The 17,002-nt window shown below is 41.1% G+C and carries 18 protein-coding genes; 6 read left to right on the top strand and 12 right to left on the bottom strand.

The features are described 5' to 3' along the window. Positions 1–50: 50 nt before the first annotated feature. Entirely contained in the window at positions 51–905 is an 855-nt protein-coding gene (locus DC487_RS03365) for a 4-hydroxybenzoate octaprenyltransferase (protein ID WP_116774519.1), read from the bottom strand. After that, positions 902–1,516 (bottom strand): ribosome biogenesis GTP-binding protein YihA/YsxC, encoded by a 615-nt coding sequence (gene yihA / locus DC487_RS03360; RefSeq protein WP_116774518.1) that lies wholly within the window; start codon positions 1,514–1,516, stop codon positions 902–904. Before yihA ends, DC487_RS03365 begins: the two co-directional genes overlap by 4 nt. 124 nt (positions 1,517–1,640) lie before the next feature. On the opposite strand from yihA, the gene DC487_RS03355 reads away from it, so the two are divergent. Together DC487_RS03355 and DC487_RS03350 are read left to right on the top strand one after the other, a co-directional pair. Then, positions 1,641–2,561, top strand: coding sequence for an ABC transporter ATP-binding protein (locus tag DC487_RS03355; protein ID WP_116774517.1), 921 nt, complete (start codon positions 1,641–1,643; stop codon positions 2,559–2,561). A 9-nt stretch (positions 2,562–2,570) separates the two neighbouring features. Then, the gene (locus DC487_RS03350; RefSeq protein WP_116774516.1) at positions 2,571–3,884 is read left to right on the top strand and encodes an ABC transporter permease; all 1,314 of its coding nucleotides are present in this window, start codon (positions 2,571–2,573) and stop codon (positions 3,882–3,884) included. An 83-nt stretch (positions 3,885–3,967) separates the two neighbouring features. On the opposite strand, the gene DC487_RS03345 is transcribed toward DC487_RS03350, so the two are convergent. After that, a complete protein-coding gene (locus DC487_RS03345; RefSeq protein ID WP_116774515.1) occupies positions 3,968–4,285 on the bottom strand; it encodes a hypothetical protein in 318 nt (105 codons plus the stop codon). A gap of 171 nt (positions 4,286–4,456) precedes the next feature. Then, entirely contained in the window at positions 4,457–5,536 is a 1,080-nt protein-coding gene (gene fbaA, locus DC487_RS03340; protein ID WP_116775022.1) for a class II fructose-bisphosphate aldolase, read from the bottom strand. A gap of 207 nt (positions 5,537–5,743) precedes the next feature. Here fbaA and DC487_RS03335 point away from each other — a divergent pair, with 207 nt between their 5' ends. Then, positions 5,744–6,868, top strand: a complete 1,125-nt coding sequence (locus tag DC487_RS03335) for a CofH family radical SAM protein (RefSeq protein ID WP_116774514.1) — start codon at positions 5,744–5,746, stop codon at positions 6,866–6,868. A gap of 249 nt (positions 6,869–7,117) precedes the next feature. After that, positions 7,118–7,258, top strand: coding sequence for a hypothetical protein (locus tag DC487_RS17190; RefSeq protein WP_165798987.1), 141 nt, complete (start codon positions 7,118–7,120; stop codon positions 7,256–7,258). An 80-nt stretch (positions 7,259–7,338) separates the two neighbouring features. Here the strand turns inward: DC487_RS17190 and DC487_RS03330 are convergent, their stop codons facing one another. From DC487_RS03330 to DC487_RS03305, 6 genes are all read right to left on the bottom strand, one after another. Beyond that, the gene (locus DC487_RS03330; protein WP_116774513.1) at positions 7,339–7,668 is read right to left on the bottom strand and encodes a helix-turn-helix domain-containing protein; all 330 of its coding nucleotides are present in this window, start codon (positions 7,666–7,668) and stop codon (positions 7,339–7,341) included. 85 nt (positions 7,669–7,753) lie between these two features. Then, positions 7,754–9,124: a Mur ligase family protein gene (locus DC487_RS03325; RefSeq protein WP_116774512.1), complete on the bottom strand. Its 1,371-nt coding sequence runs from the start codon at positions 9,122–9,124 to the stop codon at positions 7,754–7,756. A 20-nt stretch (positions 9,125–9,144) separates the two neighbouring features. Continuing rightward, complete coding sequence (prmA, locus tag DC487_RS03320; protein ID WP_116774511.1) at positions 9,145–9,984, bottom strand: 50S ribosomal protein L11 methyltransferase; 840 nt, start codon at positions 9,982–9,984, stop codon at positions 9,145–9,147. Positions 9,985–9,986: 2 nt separating this feature from the next. After that, the gene (gene tpiA, locus DC487_RS03315) at positions 9,987–10,757 is read right to left on the bottom strand and encodes a triose-phosphate isomerase (RefSeq protein ID WP_116774510.1); all 771 of its coding nucleotides are present in this window, start codon (positions 10,755–10,757) and stop codon (positions 9,987–9,989) included. Positions 10,758–10,762: 5 nt separating this feature from the next. Next, on the bottom strand, positions 10,763–11,980 hold the full coding sequence (locus DC487_RS03310; RefSeq protein WP_116774509.1) for a putative sugar nucleotidyl transferase: 1,218 nt from the start codon (positions 11,978–11,980) through the stop codon (positions 10,763–10,765). Between the two features lie 141 nt (positions 11,981–12,121). After that, positions 12,122–12,370 carry a type B 50S ribosomal protein L31 gene (locus DC487_RS03305; protein WP_116774508.1) on the bottom strand — a complete coding sequence of 83 codons (249 nt, stop codon included), beginning with the start codon at positions 12,368–12,370 and terminating at the stop codon, positions 12,122–12,124. A 199-nt stretch (positions 12,371–12,569) separates the two neighbouring features. Here DC487_RS03305 and lysS point away from each other — a divergent pair, with 199 nt between their 5' ends. Continuing rightward, entirely contained in the window at positions 12,570–14,291 is a 1,722-nt protein-coding gene (gene lysS, locus DC487_RS03300; protein ID WP_116774507.1) for a lysine--tRNA ligase, read from the top strand. A gap of 53 nt (positions 14,292–14,344) precedes the next feature. Here lysS and DC487_RS03295 read toward each other — a convergent pair whose 3' ends face one another. After that, complete coding sequence (locus DC487_RS03295; protein WP_116774506.1) at positions 14,345–14,476, bottom strand: 30S ribosomal protein THX; 132 nt, start codon at positions 14,474–14,476, stop codon at positions 14,345–14,347. Positions 14,477–14,658: 182 nt separating this feature from the next. Continuing rightward, entirely contained in the window at positions 14,659–16,134 is a 1,476-nt protein-coding gene (gene guaB, locus DC487_RS03290; RefSeq protein ID WP_116774505.1) for an IMP dehydrogenase, read from the bottom strand. Between the two features lie 191 nt (positions 16,135–16,325). Between guaB and DC487_RS03285 the strand changes: the two genes are divergently transcribed. Next, positions 16,326–16,793 (top strand): hypothetical protein, encoded by a 468-nt coding sequence (locus DC487_RS03285; RefSeq protein WP_116774504.1) that lies wholly within the window; start codon positions 16,326–16,328, stop codon positions 16,791–16,793. The last annotated feature ends 209 nt before the right edge of the window (positions 16,794–17,002 follow it).

The raw sequence follows: 17,002 nt of genomic DNA, 5'->3' as shown, positions 1-17,002 counted from the left end.
GGGCAATCCGAAATGGATTGCCCTGTCTGTTTTATATAGCTAGCAAATACTTATCCTAATACCCATAAATTCAACAGAAAACAGAACATAAATACCACCGAAGCAATGCCGTTCGTGGTCATAAAAGCGCGATCTACTTTACTTAAATCGGTCGGGCTCACAATACGGTGCTGATAGATCAGCAGTCCGCCGTAGCAAACCAATCCAACATAATAGGGCCAGCTAACTGGAATATAAAACAAAGGCAATAAAACAAACATAAATGACAATACGTGTAGCAAAGTCGAAATCTGCAAGGCTTTGGCTGCGCCAAAACGCGCGGGAATAGAATGCAGTCCATGCTCCCGATCGAAGGATTCGTCTTGTAAAGCGTAAATAATATCAAACCCGCTCACCCAAGTTAAGACCGAAAGACCGAAAAAAATTGGAACGATATGAAACTGTCCAGCTACCGCTAAATAGGCGCCGACAGGCGCTAATCCCAAACCTAAACCCAATACCAAATGGCACAACGGCGATATGCGCTTCATGTAAGAATAGAACAACACCACGAACAAAGCAATCGGCGCTAAAAACAAACATAGTGGATTAATGAAATAGGTGGCGACAATGAATATCACACAATTTACGATTGTAAAAATAAGCGCTTCGCGCGGGGCAACTCGCCCTGCGGGAATGTCACGCACCGCGGTACGCGCATTCAATGCGTCGATATCGCGATCCAAATAGCGATTGAAAGCCATCGCCGAGTTGCGAGCCGTCACCATACAAACTAACATCAGCCCAAATAAGAGCCAATCGAAGTGAAACAAGCCCATCGAGACCGCTAAGAAAAAACCAATAATCGCGAAGGGCAGTGCGAAAATACTATGTGCGAAAAGCACTAAGGACATGTACTTCTTCATATTTTCGGAGGCAATACGAAGTTTTCATTAATATCACCAATGGTATTCAACAACTCATCACAGCCGATTTTCGTTTCTGAAGACGTTAGGAAGTGAGCCGGAACTTCTTCAAACCATTGTTTTAAAGCACGACGAAATTTAGCAATGTTTTGGTCGGATTTTACACCGGAATGTTTATCAGCTTTGGTGAAAACCAACATAAAAGGCAATCCTTTTTCGCCCAACCAATACACAAAGTCCAAATCAATTTTCTGAGGTTCGTGGCGGCTATCGATCAATACAAATACACATTGCAACGTTTCACGACGCGTCAGATAAGCACGGATGAATTTCTCCCAGTCGGAACGATTCTTTTTCGAAGTTTGTGCAAAGCCATAACCCGGAAGATCGACCAAGTACCAATTATCATTAATCAAAAAATGATTAATCAACTGCGTTTTACCTGGTTTCTGAGACGTTTTGGCCAGATATTTTCTTCCCGTAATCGCATTGATGAGCGAGGATTTACCCACATTGGATCGGCCAATGAAAGCATATTCTGGCTTATTAGGCTCGGGTAATTTATCAATTTGTGTATTGCTGCAGATGAACTCTGCCGTTTTGATCAACATATGCAAAGGTAGCATTTATCCATGAAAACGGGAGAATACCGCCTAAAACGGCTTATCTCACCAAAAATATCGCTTAGGTCGAGATATTTCAGTAATTTAAGCCTCGAAAAAACCAATCTTATCCATGTTAGACATTCGCAACATTGTGAAACAATACGCCAACCACCGCGCGTTGGACGATGTTTCTCTTTTAGTGCCCGAAGGGCAAATATTTGGCCTATTAGGACCTAACGGCGCCGGAAAAACTTCGCTTATTCGTATCATTAATCAGATCACAGCGCCCGATGCTGGTGAAATTTTCTTTCAGGGAGAGCCATTACAACCCAAACACATCAGCCGCATCGGATACCTACCCGAAGAACGCGGATTGTACAAGAAGATGGAAATCGGCGAACAGATGATCTATTTGGCACAGCTCAAAGGTTTGCCCAAAGAAGAAGCGAAGAAGAAAATCAAATACTGGTTCGAAAAGCTACAAATCGAAAGCTGGTGGAAAAAGAAAGTCGAAGACCTGAGTAAAGGTATGCAGCAGAAAGTGCAGTTTGTCGCGACAGTATTGCACGAACCAGAATTGATTATCTTGGATGAACCCTTCTCGGGATTCGACCCCGTTAATGCGCAAATTATCCAAGATGAAATTTTAGAGCTAAATAAAAAAGGTACAACGATCATCTATTCTACTCACCGCATGGAGTCAGTAGAAGAGTTATGTGATCAAATTGCTTTGATTAATAAATCGAAAAAGATCTTGGACGGCGCGGTGAAAGAAATAAAAGCCAGCCACAAAAACCAAACCTACAAACTGAGCTATACTGCCAAAGATTCGGCGGAATTATTACAAAGTAATAGCGAGCTGTACCATATACTAGATCAGACGGAAGACGATGGCGAACATACGGCCAAAATACAGATCTCCCCTTCTTATAATCTTAATGACGTATTATCATTCCTGATTCCACAAATCAACATCAACCAGATTTTGGAAATAGTGCCTTCTATGAACGATATATTTATCGAGCAGGTCACTAACATTAAAAAGTTTTAAGCATCCGCCATGAACAAAATATCACTTATCATACAACGCGAATACCTATCTCGGGTGCGCAAAAAATCATTCTTGTTGGTTACCTTTTTGGTACCGGTATTCTTTATCGCACTTTATGCGGGAATCTTTTATCTCACCAAGAAAAGCTTTGAAGATACGCATGCTACCGTCTTTGTACTGGATCAGCAAGGTGGCATTAGTGAGCAGCTCGAAAATAATCGCAATATCACGTACAGCAAATCTAACGTAGAATTGCAGGAGCAGATCTCCGAGATTAAGGGTAAAAAAGACAATATCAATATATTGATCATCCCCGCTGATTTCTACAGCAGCAAGCGTATTGAATTGCTATCTTCTGGCAAGCCAAATATGTCCACGCAAAATGAAGTAAAAAGCAACTTGACAAGTATTTTGCAAGCGCATCAATATTCGGAATTAGGTGTAGATCCTTCGATCATTCGCGATTTGGATTCCAATATTCGCATTACATCGAAGGAGTTGACAGAGACGGGAGATACCAAAGATAGCGACACGCGCGTGGCAATGGGAATATCTATTGCATTAGCATTTTTGGTGTATCTTTCCCTGTTCTTATACGGCACGCAGGTCATGCGCGGCATTATCGAAGAGAAGTCAAGCAGAATTGTCGAAGTCATCATCTCCTCGGTCAAACCTTTTCAACTCATGATGGGCAAGATTGTAGGAATCGGATTGGTGGGTTTGACGCAATTTCTATTGTGGGTAATCTTGAGTGCAGGCCTACTCTCTGCGGCCTCTCTATTTATGGATAATTCGAAGGAAATGGCGGCATCAGTACAAACTACGCCAGGTATGCCGCAGACAGATATGCCAGAAACTGCAGGCGGTTTCGATCTAGACGTCGCTTTGGGATCGATTGACTTTCCCGAACTTCTGATCTGCTTCTTTCTGTTCTTCTTAGCCGGTTATTTATTATACAGTGCGTTGTTTGCTGCTGTTGGATCTGCGGTAGACAATGAGACGGAAACAAATCAATTTATGATGCCGATTACCATGCCTTTATTATTAGCATATGCCTTATCGTTTGGTGTAATTGTCAATGATCCGCATGGTTCGATTGCGACTTGGCTTAGCTTTATTCCATTAACGTCTCCTATCGCGATGCTTGTAAGAATACCATTTGATGTTCCACTTTGGCAAATCGTTACTTCTTTCGCATTATTAGTGTTAGGATTTATATTCACCACTTGGGTGGCAGCGCGTATCTATCGCGTCGGAATCTTGATGTACGGTAAGAAAGTCACTTTTAAAGAATTAATCAAGTGGTTCAATTATAAGCGCTAATCGAAGATATTAAATACTAGAAACGGCCTAAACATGTTGAAATGATTAGGCCGTTTTCTTACCTGAAAGTAAAGAATCGTTGATTACAAAATTAAAATCAACAACAAGATAATGATGATAATAGCACCTACTGATAAGTACACACCACCACCCAATGCTTTTGATTCTTTTTTCAATTCTTTCAACTCTTTTTTCATGGCCTTGCGTTCTGCTTTGGTCATGTTGCTGCGATCCATTGCTTTGATCTCGTTTACGCGAGCTTCAATTTCAGAAATACGAGCTTCTGTGGCAGGATCTGCCGTTACTTCTTTAGCAGCTGGCTCATCGTTTGCCAATACAGGTTGTACAAAAGTGATAGCGCAGAAGATGGCAATCATCGAAAAATAAAATTTTGATCTCATAAGGTCTTATTTTTTTGATTTAATTATGTTGTCTTGTAGGTGTAAACAACAATTCGTCCAAAATTGTTTATTAAACACATAAAGTTTTAAAAATTTTCATAAAAAGAAAAAGGGAGACTTTTTAAGTCTCCCTTTTCTGCTCTATTGAAACAGAGCGTAATAACATAATGACTACAATTTATCGTTAGAATTAACCGCGTTTAATTCTTCAAAAGCTTGCTTCAAACGAGCTACAAAAGCTTCTTCACCTTTGCGCAACCATACACGTGGATCGTAGTATTTCTTATTTGGTGAATCTGTTCCTTCTGGATTTCCGATTTGTGCTTGCAAATAATCATGGTTCTTTGCGTCGTACTGACGAACGCCATCCCAGAATGCCCACTGCATATCTGTATCGATGTTCATCTTAATTGCTCCGTAAGAAAGTGCTTCTGTAATTTCTTCTGGAGAAGATCCAGAACCACCGTGGAATACAAAGTTTACTGGTTTTTGAGCATCCAATTTAAACTTCTCACGAATAAATTCTTGAGAGTTGTTCAAAATAACTGGTTGCAATTTTACATTACCTGGTTTGTATACCCCGTGCACATTACCAAAAGCAGCTGCAACTGTAAATTTATCTGAAATTTTAGATAACTCTTCGTAAGCATAAGCTACCTCTTCTGGTTGCGTATACAATTTAGAGCTATCTACGTCTGTATTATCTACACCATCTTCTTCACCACCTGTTACACCAAGCTCGATCTCGATCGTCATGCCTAGTGGTTTCATGCGTGCTAAATACTTAGCAGATATTTCAATATTTTCTTCCAAAGGCTCTTCCGAAAGATCCAACATATGAGATGAAAATAAAGGTTTGCCGTGTTGTGCATAGAATTTTTCACCAGCGTCTAACAACCCATCAATCCAAGGCAATAATTTTTTAGCCGCGTGATCTGTGTGTAAGATTACCGCTACGCCATAGTGCTCAGCCAGTAAGTGTACATGTTGTGCTGCGGATACAGCGCCTAAAACGCACGCTTTAAGATTATCGTTGTTAGCAGTTTTACCAGCATAGAACTGTGCACCACCGTTAGACAATTGAATAATAACTGGTGAATTAACCGCTTTCGCTGTTTCCATCACCGCATTCAATGAATTTGTACCAATAATATTAACGGCAGGCAATGCAAATTTATGTTCTTTTGCTTTCTCGAACAGTTCTTGTACCTGATCTCCTGTCAATACACCTTTAAAATCTTTTAGGCTCATATGTGTTTTGAGATAAATAATTAAAAATACTTTTGTCTTTAAAGATACGGAAAAATACATCATATAAAAATCATAGTGTAAAATATACACTATTAAAAAAGCCACTTTATATGTGCCAATTCTGGCTTGTCAACAAGAACTCATAATTCATATTGTATTACCAACTGCCCTTTACTTATAGTCAAAATCCTGTATATTTGCACTTAGATGAAAGTGAATAATTTATTAGAGCGCGCCCTTCAATTCGACTTCCTGACGCAAGAGGAGGGAGTTTTTCTGTATCATCATGCCGCGACAGCCGACCTAGCTTACGTAGCCAACGAATTGAGAAAAATTCAAGTACCACATGGCAAAGTCACCTGGCAAATCGATCGCAATGTGAACACCACCAATGTGTGTATCGCCAACTGTAAGTTTTGTAACTTTTTCCGTCGCCCAGGTCATGAAGACAGCTATATCACCGACATCGAAACCTACAAACAGAAGATTGAAGAAACCTTTAAGTTTGGTGGAGACCAATTACTATTGCAAGGTGGTCATCACCCAGATCTAGGGTTATCGTTTTACAACAACATCTTCAAAGAGCTCAAATCACTATATCCCAACCTAAGATTACACTCTTTAGGTCCTCCCGAGATTGCGCATATTTCCAAACTAGAAAACATGTCGCACATCGATGTCCTACGTTCTTTGAAAGAATCAGGACTGGATTCTTTACCAGGGGCTGGAGCCGAAATATTAAATGATCGCGTTCGCAGACTGATTTCCAAAGGAAAATGTGGTGGTCAAGAATGGTTGGACGTGATGCGCGCAGCGCATCAGATCAATTTGCCAACCTCAGCGACGATGATGTTTGGCCATATAGAAACCATCGAAGAGCGCTTCGAACACTTAGTTTGGGTACGCGAAGTTCAACAAGAGAAACCCGAAGGTAATTACGGCTTTGTAGCATTTATTCCTTGGCCATTCCAAGATGATGGGACTTTGTTAAAGCGTCTTCGTGGCATCACCAACAATGTGACTGGTGATGAATACATTCGCATGATCGCGCTCAGCCGTATCATGCTGCCCAATATCAAAAATATACAAGCTTCGTGGCTTACTGTTGGTAAGCGTACCGCACAGTTATGTTTGCATGCTGGTGCGAATGATTTTGGATCGATTATGATTGAAGAAAATGTAGTTTCTGCTGCTGGAGCACCACATCGCTTTACTTCTACTTCTATACAAGAATCGATCAAAGAGGCGGGTTTTGAACCTCAACTGCGTAACCAAGTATACGATTTCCGTACTATACCAGAGCATATGGAAGTACAGGTGATCGATTATTAAGAATAAAAAATATATCGTATAAACTTTAAAAGGGCTTGTAAATAGAATACAAGCCCTTCTTTTATCTCCGCTAATCTCACTACCCTGTTCTTGTGAGTAACCTCTATAAGCAGTACACCACAAAAGCAAACATATAACTGCCTGATTAACAGCTTGTAATTTTTTAAAAAAAAGTGGCGAATTTTATTTTTCTTATATATTTTTACAAAAAAAAGAGAGAGCTAATCAATGGAAAACGTGATGGAAACGATGGAAAGAAGTTTACTAGAAGATGAGAAATTACTCAGCTTTGATGGGCCTGAAGACGACGACAGCGACTTCAATGACGACTTGGATCTGGAAGGATTGGATCTAGGTGGTGATGACGACTTCGACGACGACGACTTTTAATTGGTAGATCCTCGTATTGGTCTATTATCTAGTGCGAAAAAGAAAGGGCAGCCGATTACGACTGCCCTTTCGCTTTAATATTACTTTTTATGTAATTGCTCGTAAAGATCAATTACCTTTTTTTGCAAATCGATCACCTCGAGTTCACGTGTTTGCAATCTTTTGCCTAACTCTTTCATCTCTTCCTGCACGCCCTTGCTTTCTTCAGAATCCGCATCAGATAGCAATAACACCAAGCTAAGTTCGAAAAGGTTGGCGATTTGATTTAAACGAGAAAGATTAACGTCAGTAATACCTGTTTCGATCTTTGAAAAAGCCGGAATAGAGATATCTAATCTCTTGGCTACATCTTCCTGACTCCAGCCTCGCTGATGTCTTAACAGTCTAATTTTTTTTCCTAATGTGTTCATAGATAAATTTTGTACTCTTTTGTTTATAGCAGATAGTACAAATTTAACTAAAAAATATAAAACAGAGAAATAAAATAAGAAAATTCTACGCCTCTTTCAAAAATTTATCAGCTAGACTAGCCATATTCACCCCATTATGAGTGTTTGAACTCATAAAGAGCAAGTTATACCCATTTGAACGAAAAGATTCCAAAAACGTTTCCAACTTCTCTATATCACTGATAATATGGAATGATGGGTGGTCAAACGCTTTAGCAAGGTGATCTTCCAGAAGACTTCGTGTAATGTTTTTTTCTTTGTATGAATTTATATTAACAAATGCTACCGCATGATCTGACTCTTGCATACTGTGTTTATACTGCTTCATTAGATCCTCTTCTATCGCATCATAAGGATTTAGTTCAATAAAAGTAACTAGCGCTTTTGCCGGAAACTGCTCTTTAATAGCATGTATACTCGACTTCACTTTGGCTGGACTGTGAGCAAAATCCTGATAGACCACACTCCCATTGCCACTAGCCACAAATTCTAAATAACGAATAGAGCTTTTGAAATCTTGGATCGCGTGATAGAATTCATTTCTTTTAACACCTAACCACTCGCATACGGTATATGCTCCAACAATATTTGAAAGATTATGCTTTCCGAAGACTTTTAAGGAGTAATCATGACCACAAACCGACACAGATGTCACTCCCTTATTAATCGTATACTCTGGCATTTTGTAACCATGTCGATTTATTTTGAGCTCTTTTGTATCTTCCAAAATCTGATGCAGACTTGCATTGTCCTTATTGTATATCAATGTGCCCTTAGGCGTAATACTTTCGATAAACTTTCGAAACTGCTCAAAATAATCTTCACTGGATATCACCGTCCGAAAGCTGTCCCACTCGATACCGGTTATCAACGCGATATTAGGACGATACAGGTGGAATTTTGAGCGATTATCTAGCGTAGAAGCGTAATACTCATCTCCTTCAATGATAATGAGCGGACTAGTACTGGTAAGTTTCACTAAAGAATCAAATCCTTCTAGCTGTGCACCCACCAAATAATCGAACTCTACCTGCATCTTCTTCAACACATGCATAATCATACTGGTCACCGTCGTTTTACCGTACGTCCCTGCAATCACTACGCGTGTCTTATTGATACTTTGTTCGTACACAAATTCAGGATATGAGTATATCTTCACCCCGATTTCGCGTGCTTTCTTTAACTCTGTATTATCCTCTAAGGCATGTTTGCCTAAAATGATCGCATCCAGCTCTTCCGTAATCTGATCTGGAAACCATCCTAACTCCGCCGGAAAAAGATGGGCTTTTTCCAGACGTGACTTCGACGGCTCTACAATCTGATCGTCCGACCCGGTGATCTGATGACCTTGCTCAGCCAAGTTAATGGCCAAGTTATGCATGACACTACCACCTATCGCTATAAAATGTATGCGCATATCCTTCCTATCCTATCTTGCTATTTTTTCACAAACATCGCCGAACACCAACGATCTAAGACGTGGTGATCGTTGAAGATCAAACCAAAAGATTGTGCCTTTTGTTTTAATAACTCCAAATCCTCGCCCTCATAAAAACCCGATATATATAGTTTACCGTCAGCTGTTAAGCTCTCGCTATAGCTCTCCATCTGCTCCAATAAAATATTGCGATTGATATTGGCCAATATTACATCAAATGAACGTCCAGCAATCTGTTCTTGCGAACCTAACGCGGTTTCTATATTCGTGACGTTATTCAACGCGCTATTCTCTATCACACTTTGTACACAGATCTCATCATAGTCAACTGCGAAAATAGATTGAGCTCCACGTTTTGCTGCCGCAATAGCCAGAATCCCTGTGCCACAACCCATATCCAAAACCGATTTGCTTTCCAGATCCGCATTCAGCACATAAGAAAGCATCATCGCTGTCGTTTGATGGTGTCCAGTACCGAAAGACATCTTCGGGTCGATCACAATCTCATACTCGTACTCTGGTTTCGGATTATGAAAAGTAGCTCGAACATACAGACGCTCGTCGACCGTGATGGGCTGAAAGTTACTCTCCCAAAGCTCATTCCAATTTTGATCTTCTATCTCCTGCACTTCATAATCCACCTGATATGCTGTTGATTCGCGAACTAATAAGCTCTCTAATGCGGGGATGTCTAGATTAGCTGTCGGAATATAAGCTACGAATCCGCTCGTAGAATCTTCGAACGTATCGTAGCCTATATCGCCTAATTCAGCAATCAGCAGATCTTTTTGCCAAGCCTCCATATCGGAGGATGAAAAAGCAACTGACGTATATTTCATACTTATTTCGTATTGAATACCTTCACGATATCCAAGAAGTCACGTGATTTTAATGATGCACCACCAATTAGGCCACCATCGATGTCTTTTTGCGAGAATAAACTTTCTGCATTAGATGGGTTACAGCTTCCGCCGTACAAGATCGATGTATCATCAGCAACGGCTTCGCCATACTTTTCTGCTACTGTAGCGCGGATGAAAGCATGCACTTCTTGCGCTTGCTCTGGAGAAGCGGTCAATCCTGTACCAATTGCCCAAACGGGCTCATACGCCAAAACAACTTGTGCAAATTCTGTCGCTGAAAGATGGAATAATCCTGCCTCCAGTTGTGTCTTGATTACATCAAAGAAACTTCCTGACTCACGCTCTTCCTTGGTTTCGCCGATACAGAAAATGGGGTTCAACTGATGTTTCAAAGCAGCATTTGTTTTGTCTGCCAATAAAGCATCCGTTTCTTTGAAAAATGCACGACGCTCTGAATGACCTAAAATAACGTATTCAGCACCAACAGATTTTACCTGTGAAGCAGAAATCTCGCCTGTATATGCACCAGATTCTGCTTGGTGAATGTTTTGTGCACCAACGTGGACATTAGCGACTCCTGAAGAAAGTTTTGCAATGCTAGATAAATGAATGGCTGGACTGCAGACCACTACTTCTTGAGCACCGATCACTTCGTCTTTTGCCATGTTAACAATTTCTGAGAACAAGCTAACACCTTGCTCATACTCTAAATTCATTTTCCAGTTTCCTGCAACGATATTCTTACGCATAATTTTTATTTTGATAATTTGTATAAATACTCTTTTCTTACATTTTCTGTATCAGCATGCTGATACTCAAAGATACGGGAATCCACAGGATTCATCATATTAATTTTTTTCGAATCCCGCCGTTGCATCATCGCCAGAAACTTGTCCAAGTGATACGCTTCGGATCGCTCGTCGGTAAGCCAAGCAAAATCTGGCACAAATTTAGGCACAAATTTAGAAATAGCTATTTGCGCACCTACACCAATCACCGTGCCCGTCGTAAAGCGAGTATGAATAGCTACCATCGCAAAATCGCCCATGATCAAACCACATTTTTGCAAACCCGTATTGCGATAATCCTTTAGCGCATAATCATACAAAAACACGTTCTTCCAATCATTTCTCAGATTGGAATTGGACGTACCAGCACCCAAATTACAACCTTCGCCGATCACAGCGCAGCCAAGATAACCTTCATGGCCTTTTGCTGAGTTACCCCAAATCACCGTATTATTAATCTCACCACAAACTGTAGACCCAGGTCCGATCGTGACATTAGGATAAATGCGCGCTCCAGTTTTCACGCGAGCACCAGCACAAATCGCAGCAGGCCCCTTAATGTATACACCATCTTCTATTATTGCGCCAGCACCAATATAAATCGGCCCATCTTCGCTATGCAATGTCACACCCCGAAATGAATGTACTCCTTCCACCACTATCTTATCGCCATGATAAGTATTCCCTTGGGGCAAAGACGCAACGGAAGAATAATGATCGATATGCAGTAAATCTGCGCCAATCTCGGCCGCATTGGCGATAAAAATATCTTCCGGATAGTGAATGAATTGTACAAATTCGTGGAATGCCACCGCTTGCAGAGTAGAAATATCCGATTCTGAAAAAAGGCTTGTAGCACGGATATGGCATGCGATCCACTGATCTTCTTGCATTAATACAGAGCCTATTGGTAGAGCAGCAATTGCTGCGAATAAGGCATTGGCGGGCAACACATTACCTCTGATGATCAGGGCTGATTTGCCTTCAGGTAATTGCTTACCATATTTCTCCATCAAATGACCAGCCGTGAGATAGGATATCGGCCTATCACCAGCAAATGATCTCCATTTTTGGGCAATCGTAAAAATACCGACTCGAAGATCTGAAACTGGCCTTGTGGCAACCAAAGGTAACAATTGCTCACGCCAAGATGCATCATCAAACAGAAAGATCGTATCAATCATAGGCTAAAGATACAAAACTAAAATGCAGGTATCACATTTGTGTCGTGAATGCAGCAAATATGCCACTGACAATGCACAAAAAAAGTCTCGACCAATATACGATCGAGACTTTTGTATGTAGACATCTGTTTTACCAGAATATTACTTCTTGTTGTAACGGCTACGGAATTTATCGATACGACCAGCCGTATCAACCAATTTCATTTTACCAGTATAAAATGGGTGTGAAGTATGTGAAATCTCTAATTTGACCAATGGATACTCGTTACCATCTTCCCAAGTGGTCGTTTCTTTAGTATCTACACATGATTTTGTCAAGAAAGAATATTCGTTAGACATATCTTTGAAGACAACTAATCTGTAGTTTGATGGATGCAAATCTTTTTTCATTTTATGTTATGATTACTTGTATACTCAATAATTGAGGTGCAAAGTTAACGTATTCCACAAACATATTCAAACATTTTGAACAAATATTATCCTACAAAATTTTGATCGTAGGTTCTAAAGCGTGCTACGCAATTTTAAACCAATTTACCCCTTAAATTTCCTAAGTTTGCAGTTGATAAAAATAAGAAAAGAAAATTATATGGCACTTTCCGCACAGGAACAGCAACGCAGGCAAAACCTTCAGGGCATTATTGATCTAGGGATCAATCCCTACCCTGCTGAGGAGTTTGAGGTCAATGTAACCGCAGCCGATATCACGGAGAACTACGAAAGAGATAAGTTAAACTATAAGAATATCAGTTTTGCAGGACGCATTATGAGCCGCCGAATCATGGGCAGCGCGTCTTTCGTAGAGCTACAAGATTCGACCGGACGCATTCAAGCTTATGTGAAGCGCGATGATATTTGCGCCGGAGAAGATAAAGCATTATATAATACCGTTTTCAAAAAGCTATTGGACATCGGTGATATTATCGGGATACAAGGATACGTATTCACCACGCAAACTGGTGAAATCAGCATCCACGTACAAGAACTCAAAGTGCTTACCAAAGCATTGCGCCCATTGCCCATCGTAAAAGAGGCGGATGGTAAGGTATATGATGCGTTTACCGATCCTGAGCAACGCTACCGTATGCGTTATGTGGATCTGATTGTCAACGCGCAAAACAAAGAAATCTTTGTAAAACGTACGAAGCTGTATAGCGCGATGCGTCGCTTTTTTGATGACGCAGGTTATATGGAGGTAGAAACTCCGGTACTACAATCTATACCAGGTGGTGCAGCGGCTCGTCCGTTTGTAACACATCACAATGCGTTGGATATTCCACTTTATCTGCGCATCGCGAATGAATTATACCTAAAACGTTTGATCGTCGGCGGATTTGATGGCGTGTACGAGTTTTCAAAAAACTTCCGTAACGAAGGAATGGATCGCACGCACAATCCAGAATTCACCGCGATGGAAATTTATGTAGCGTACAAGGATTACAACTGGATGATGGACTTCACCGAGAAACTATTGGAGCATTGCGCGATAGCGGTGAACGGCACTACCCAAGCTACCTTCGGCGAGCACAAAGTCGACTTCAAGGCGCCTTATGCTCGCGTTACGATGACCGATGCGATCAAGCAGTTCACCGGTTTTGATATCTCTGGCAAATCTGAGCAGGAGCTTCGCGAAGCGGCCTTGGGAATGGGCATCGCTGTGAACGAGACGATGGGCAAAGGGAAGTTGATCGATGAAATTTTTGGTGAAAAATGTGAAGGCAACTTCATTCAGCCGACTTTCATCACGGACTACCCTATTGAAATGTCGCCACTAACGAAAAAACACCGCGACAATCCGGAGTTAACGGAGCGATTCGAATTAATGGTATGTGGTAAAGAGATTGCCAATGCTTATTCAGAATTGAATGATCCAATTGATCAACGGGCTCGTTTCGAAGACCAAATGTCGCTTTCGGAAAAAGGCGATGATGAGGCGATGTTTATTGACCAGGATTTCTTACGTGCGCTAGAGTACGGTATGCCTCCTACCTCAGGATTAGGTATAGGCATGGATCGTTTGATTATGTTCTTAACAAATAATCCTTCTATTCAAGAAGTACTATTCTTCCCACAAATGCGCCCAGAGAAAGTGAGCAAGGTATCTACCGAGGAGGAGTTTGCGGCGCTAGGCATCCCAACGGGTTGGGTTCCGGTATTGCAAAAGATGGGATTTGAAACAATCGAATCATTGAAAGAAGCGAATCCAAATAAAGTATTTAACGACTTAGGCGGCATGCGCAAGAAGTTAAAACTGGATCTCTCGATGCCTTCTAAAGAGGAAGTGACGGCTTGGTTTGAGGCAGCGCAATAAACCAAACTTAACAGCATAAAAAAGGGGCGAACATCGAGATGTTCGCCCCTTTTTTATGCTTCTACTTTCTTAGCTGAAGTAGTATCTGAAGCCTTACGGCCTTCTGTTCTTTTTCCCGGTCTACTTGTTCCGTAAGACCCTGTAATGATTTTTCCTCTTTTCGTTTTCTTATCACCTTTACCCATAGTTTCTAGTTTTAATGAACATTAAGATTTAAACTCCTTGTTAGCAATGTATTAATTTATGATGAAAAATGCAAATGCGCACCCTAGATGAAGGCCAGCATAAATTAAAGATCGTCACTATGTATCAAAAAAAAATCCCGCTTCCTTTCGGAGCGGGATTACATGTTGTTTTAAGAAAAACCTTAGCCGCGACTATTGTAGTTTGGCGCTTCTTTAGTAATTTGAATATTGTGTGGATGCGATTCACGTAAACCAGCACCCGTGATTTTCACAAATTGTGCTTCTTGCAAACGTTCAATGCTTGCTGCACCGCAGTAACCCATAGAAGCACGCAATCCGCCAATGTATTGGTACACCACCTCAGCCAATGTACCTTTGAATGGCACACGCCCCACAATACCTTCTGGTACGAGTTTCTTGATATCTTCTTCCACGTCTTGGAAGTAACGATCTTTAGAACCTTTTTCCATCGCTTCTACCGAACCCATCCCACGGTATGATTTGAACTTACGCCCTTCATAGATAATCGTTTCGCCAGGCGCTTCTTCCACACCGGCAAAAAGAGAACCCGCCATAATTGTATTTGCGCCAGCTGCGATTGCTTTAGCAATATCACCCGTTTGTTTGATACCGCCATCAGCGATCAATGGTACACCCGTTCCTTTCAATGCTTTTGCCACTTCATATACAGCGTATAATTGAGGAACACCAACGCCCGCAATAATACGCGTGGTACAAATAGAACCCGGACCAATTCCCACTTTTACTGCGTCCGCACCAGCATCAGCCAAATCTTTTGCCGCTTGACCTGTCGCGATATTACCGACGATCACTTGCAAATCTGGATAAGCTGCTTTTACTTCTTTTAATTTATTGATCACACCCAACGAATGACCATGCGCCGTATCGATTGTTACTACATCCACGCCAGCTTTCACCAAAGCGTCTACACGTTCGATCGTATCATGCGTTACGCCAACGGCTGCTCCGACGAGCAAACGGCCGTGCTCATCCTTAGCCGCATTGGGATAATGTCTGTACTTCTGAATATCTTTAAAGGTAATTAAGCCTTTCAGCACACCGTTGCTATCCACAACAGGAAGCTTCTCAATCTTATAATCGTGCAAAATCTCTTCAGCACGGATCAAATCGGTTCCTTCTGGAGCAGTCACCAAATTAGCTTTGGTCATCAACTCGGCGATCGGGCGCTTCATATCTTTCTGAAAACGTAGATCCCGATTCGTCACAATACCTTGCAATTTGCCATCGGCATCGATTACAGGAATACCACCAATTTTGTGGTCACGCATAATCTGGAAGGCATCACCAACGGTAGCATCGGTAGTTAATGTTACTGGATCTTGAATCATGCCACTCTCCGATCGTTTCACCTTACGTACTTCGGCTGCCTGCTCTTCGATCGTCATATTCTTGTGCAACATGCCAATACCACCCGCTTGCGCAATAGCGATCGCTAAATCGGCACCCGTGACGGTATCCATCGCAGCAGATACTAAAGGAATATTAATTTTGATTTTACGCGTCAGATAGGTACTTGTATCAACATCGCGAGGTAGAATTTCGGAATAAGCTGGAACTAATAATACGTCGTCGTAAGTAAGTCCTTCTGCTACAAATTTGTGTGGGTCTAGTTGCATGGGCAAATATCTAATGGGATTTCTATTTGCCAGACAAAAGTACTGAATAAATATGATTAAATCAACAAAGCATAAATTTTATTGCACAGGAAATTGCGAAACACATACAAAAGGGCATTTCTGGCAAGATAATTGATCAATGCTCGCCAATATCTATTACAATTTTATTACGTTATCAAATTACATTAACTATGAAAAAGGTACTACTATCATTAGGCGCTGCAATCGCAATGGCATTTGGGGTGCAAGAGGCTAAAGCGCAAACTCCTTACGGAACGGCATTGGGTTTGGGAATTGACCTAGGCGACGGAACTACTTTTGTGGGACCACAAATCAAGCATAATTTTGGTGGTTTTAATGCAGCTAACGCGCAAGTATTGTTTGGTGGTGGCGCAACTATCTTAGGTGTTGACTATTCGTATAACAAAGCAATCCCTGGTGCAAGTGGACTAAACTGGTATTTAGGAGTAGGACCTCAAATCGGTTTTGCAAACGAAAGCACCTATTTTGCTATTCGTCCAGCAGCAGGTCTAGAATTCAAAGTGCCTCAGGCTCCCTTAGCAATGCACTTCGACTGGAAGCCTTGGTGGAATCTTACAAACGAATCTAACTTCGAACCAGCTCGTTTCAGCATTGGTTTGAAATTCACATTGAACTAATATCTAAGTTTAATAACGCTAGAACGCTCCTTTTGCTAAGCAAAAGGAGCGTTTTGTTTTTATGGCAGCCTATAATTATGGGCAACACAAACTTAACCGTCAATTGTTTGTGATAATACTCTTGTTTTTTCCTTTTTTTTATACCTTTGCAAATCTTGAATATTTTTATTATTAAACTGAAAATACAACAAATCTTAATTATAACGACT

It is taken from the genome of Sphingobacterium corticibacter, from assembly GCF_003076635.1.
Taxonomy (GTDB): domain Bacteria; phylum Bacteroidota; class Bacteroidia; order Sphingobacteriales; family Sphingobacteriaceae; genus Sphingobacterium; species Sphingobacterium corticibacter.
Note: the sequence above shows the minus strand (reverse complement) of the source record. Positions and strands in the feature narration are given on the sequence as shown.

Coding starts and splice junctions, on each gene's coding strand:
- DC487_RS03365 (WP_116774519.1), bottom strand. CDS start 905: ATGAAGAAGTACATGTCCTTAGTGCTTTTCGCACATAGTATTTTCGCA.
- yihA (WP_116774518.1), bottom strand. CDS start 1,516: ATGTTGATCAAAACGGCAGAGTTCATCTGCAGCAATACACAAATTGAT.
- DC487_RS03355 (WP_116774517.1), top strand. CDS start 1,641: ATGTTAGACATTCGCAACATTGTGAAACAATACGCCAACCACCGCGCG.
- DC487_RS03350 (WP_116774516.1), top strand. CDS start 2,571: ATGAACAAAATATCACTTATCATACAACGCGAATACCTATCTCGGGTG.
- DC487_RS03345 (WP_116774515.1), bottom strand. CDS start 4,285: ATGAGATCAAAATTTTATTTTTCGATGATTGCCATCTTCTGCGCTATC.
- fbaA (WP_116775022.1), bottom strand. CDS start 5,536: ATGAGCCTAAAAGATTTTAAAGGTGTATTGACAGGAGATCAGGTACAA.
- DC487_RS03335 (WP_116774514.1), top strand. CDS start 5,744: ATGAAAGTGAATAATTTATTAGAGCGCGCCCTTCAATTCGACTTCCTG.
- DC487_RS17190 (WP_165798987.1), top strand. CDS start 7,118: ATGGAAAGAAGTTTACTAGAAGATGAGAAATTACTCAGCTTTGATGGG.
- DC487_RS03330 (WP_116774513.1), bottom strand. CDS start 7,668: ATGAACACATTAGGAAAAAAAATTAGACTGTTAAGACATCAGCGAGGC.
- DC487_RS03325 (WP_116774512.1), bottom strand. CDS start 9,124: ATGCGCATACATTTTATAGCGATAGGTGGTAGTGTCATGCATAACTTG.
- prmA (WP_116774511.1), bottom strand. CDS start 9,984: ATGAAATATACGTCAGTTGCTTTTTCATCCTCCGATATGGAGGCTTGG.
- tpiA (WP_116774510.1), bottom strand. CDS start 10,757: ATGCGTAAGAATATCGTTGCAGGAAACTGGAAAATGAATTTAGAGTAT.
- DC487_RS03310 (WP_116774509.1), bottom strand. CDS start 11,980: ATGATTGATACGATCTTTCTGTTTGATGATGCATCTTGGCGTGAGCAA.
- DC487_RS03305 (WP_116774508.1), bottom strand. CDS start 12,370: ATGAAAAAAGATTTGCATCCATCAAACTACAGATTAGTTGTCTTCAAA.
- lysS (WP_116774507.1), top strand. CDS start 12,570: ATGGCACTTTCCGCACAGGAACAGCAACGCAGGCAAAACCTTCAGGGC.
- DC487_RS03295 (WP_116774506.1), bottom strand. CDS start 14,476: ATGGGTAAAGGTGATAAGAAAACGAAAAGAGGAAAAATCATTACAGGG.
- guaB (WP_116774505.1), bottom strand. CDS start 16,134: ATGCAACTAGACCCACACAAATTTGTAGCAGAAGGACTTACTTACGAC.
- DC487_RS03285 (WP_116774504.1), top strand. CDS start 16,326: ATGAAAAAGGTACTACTATCATTAGGCGCTGCAATCGCAATGGCATTT.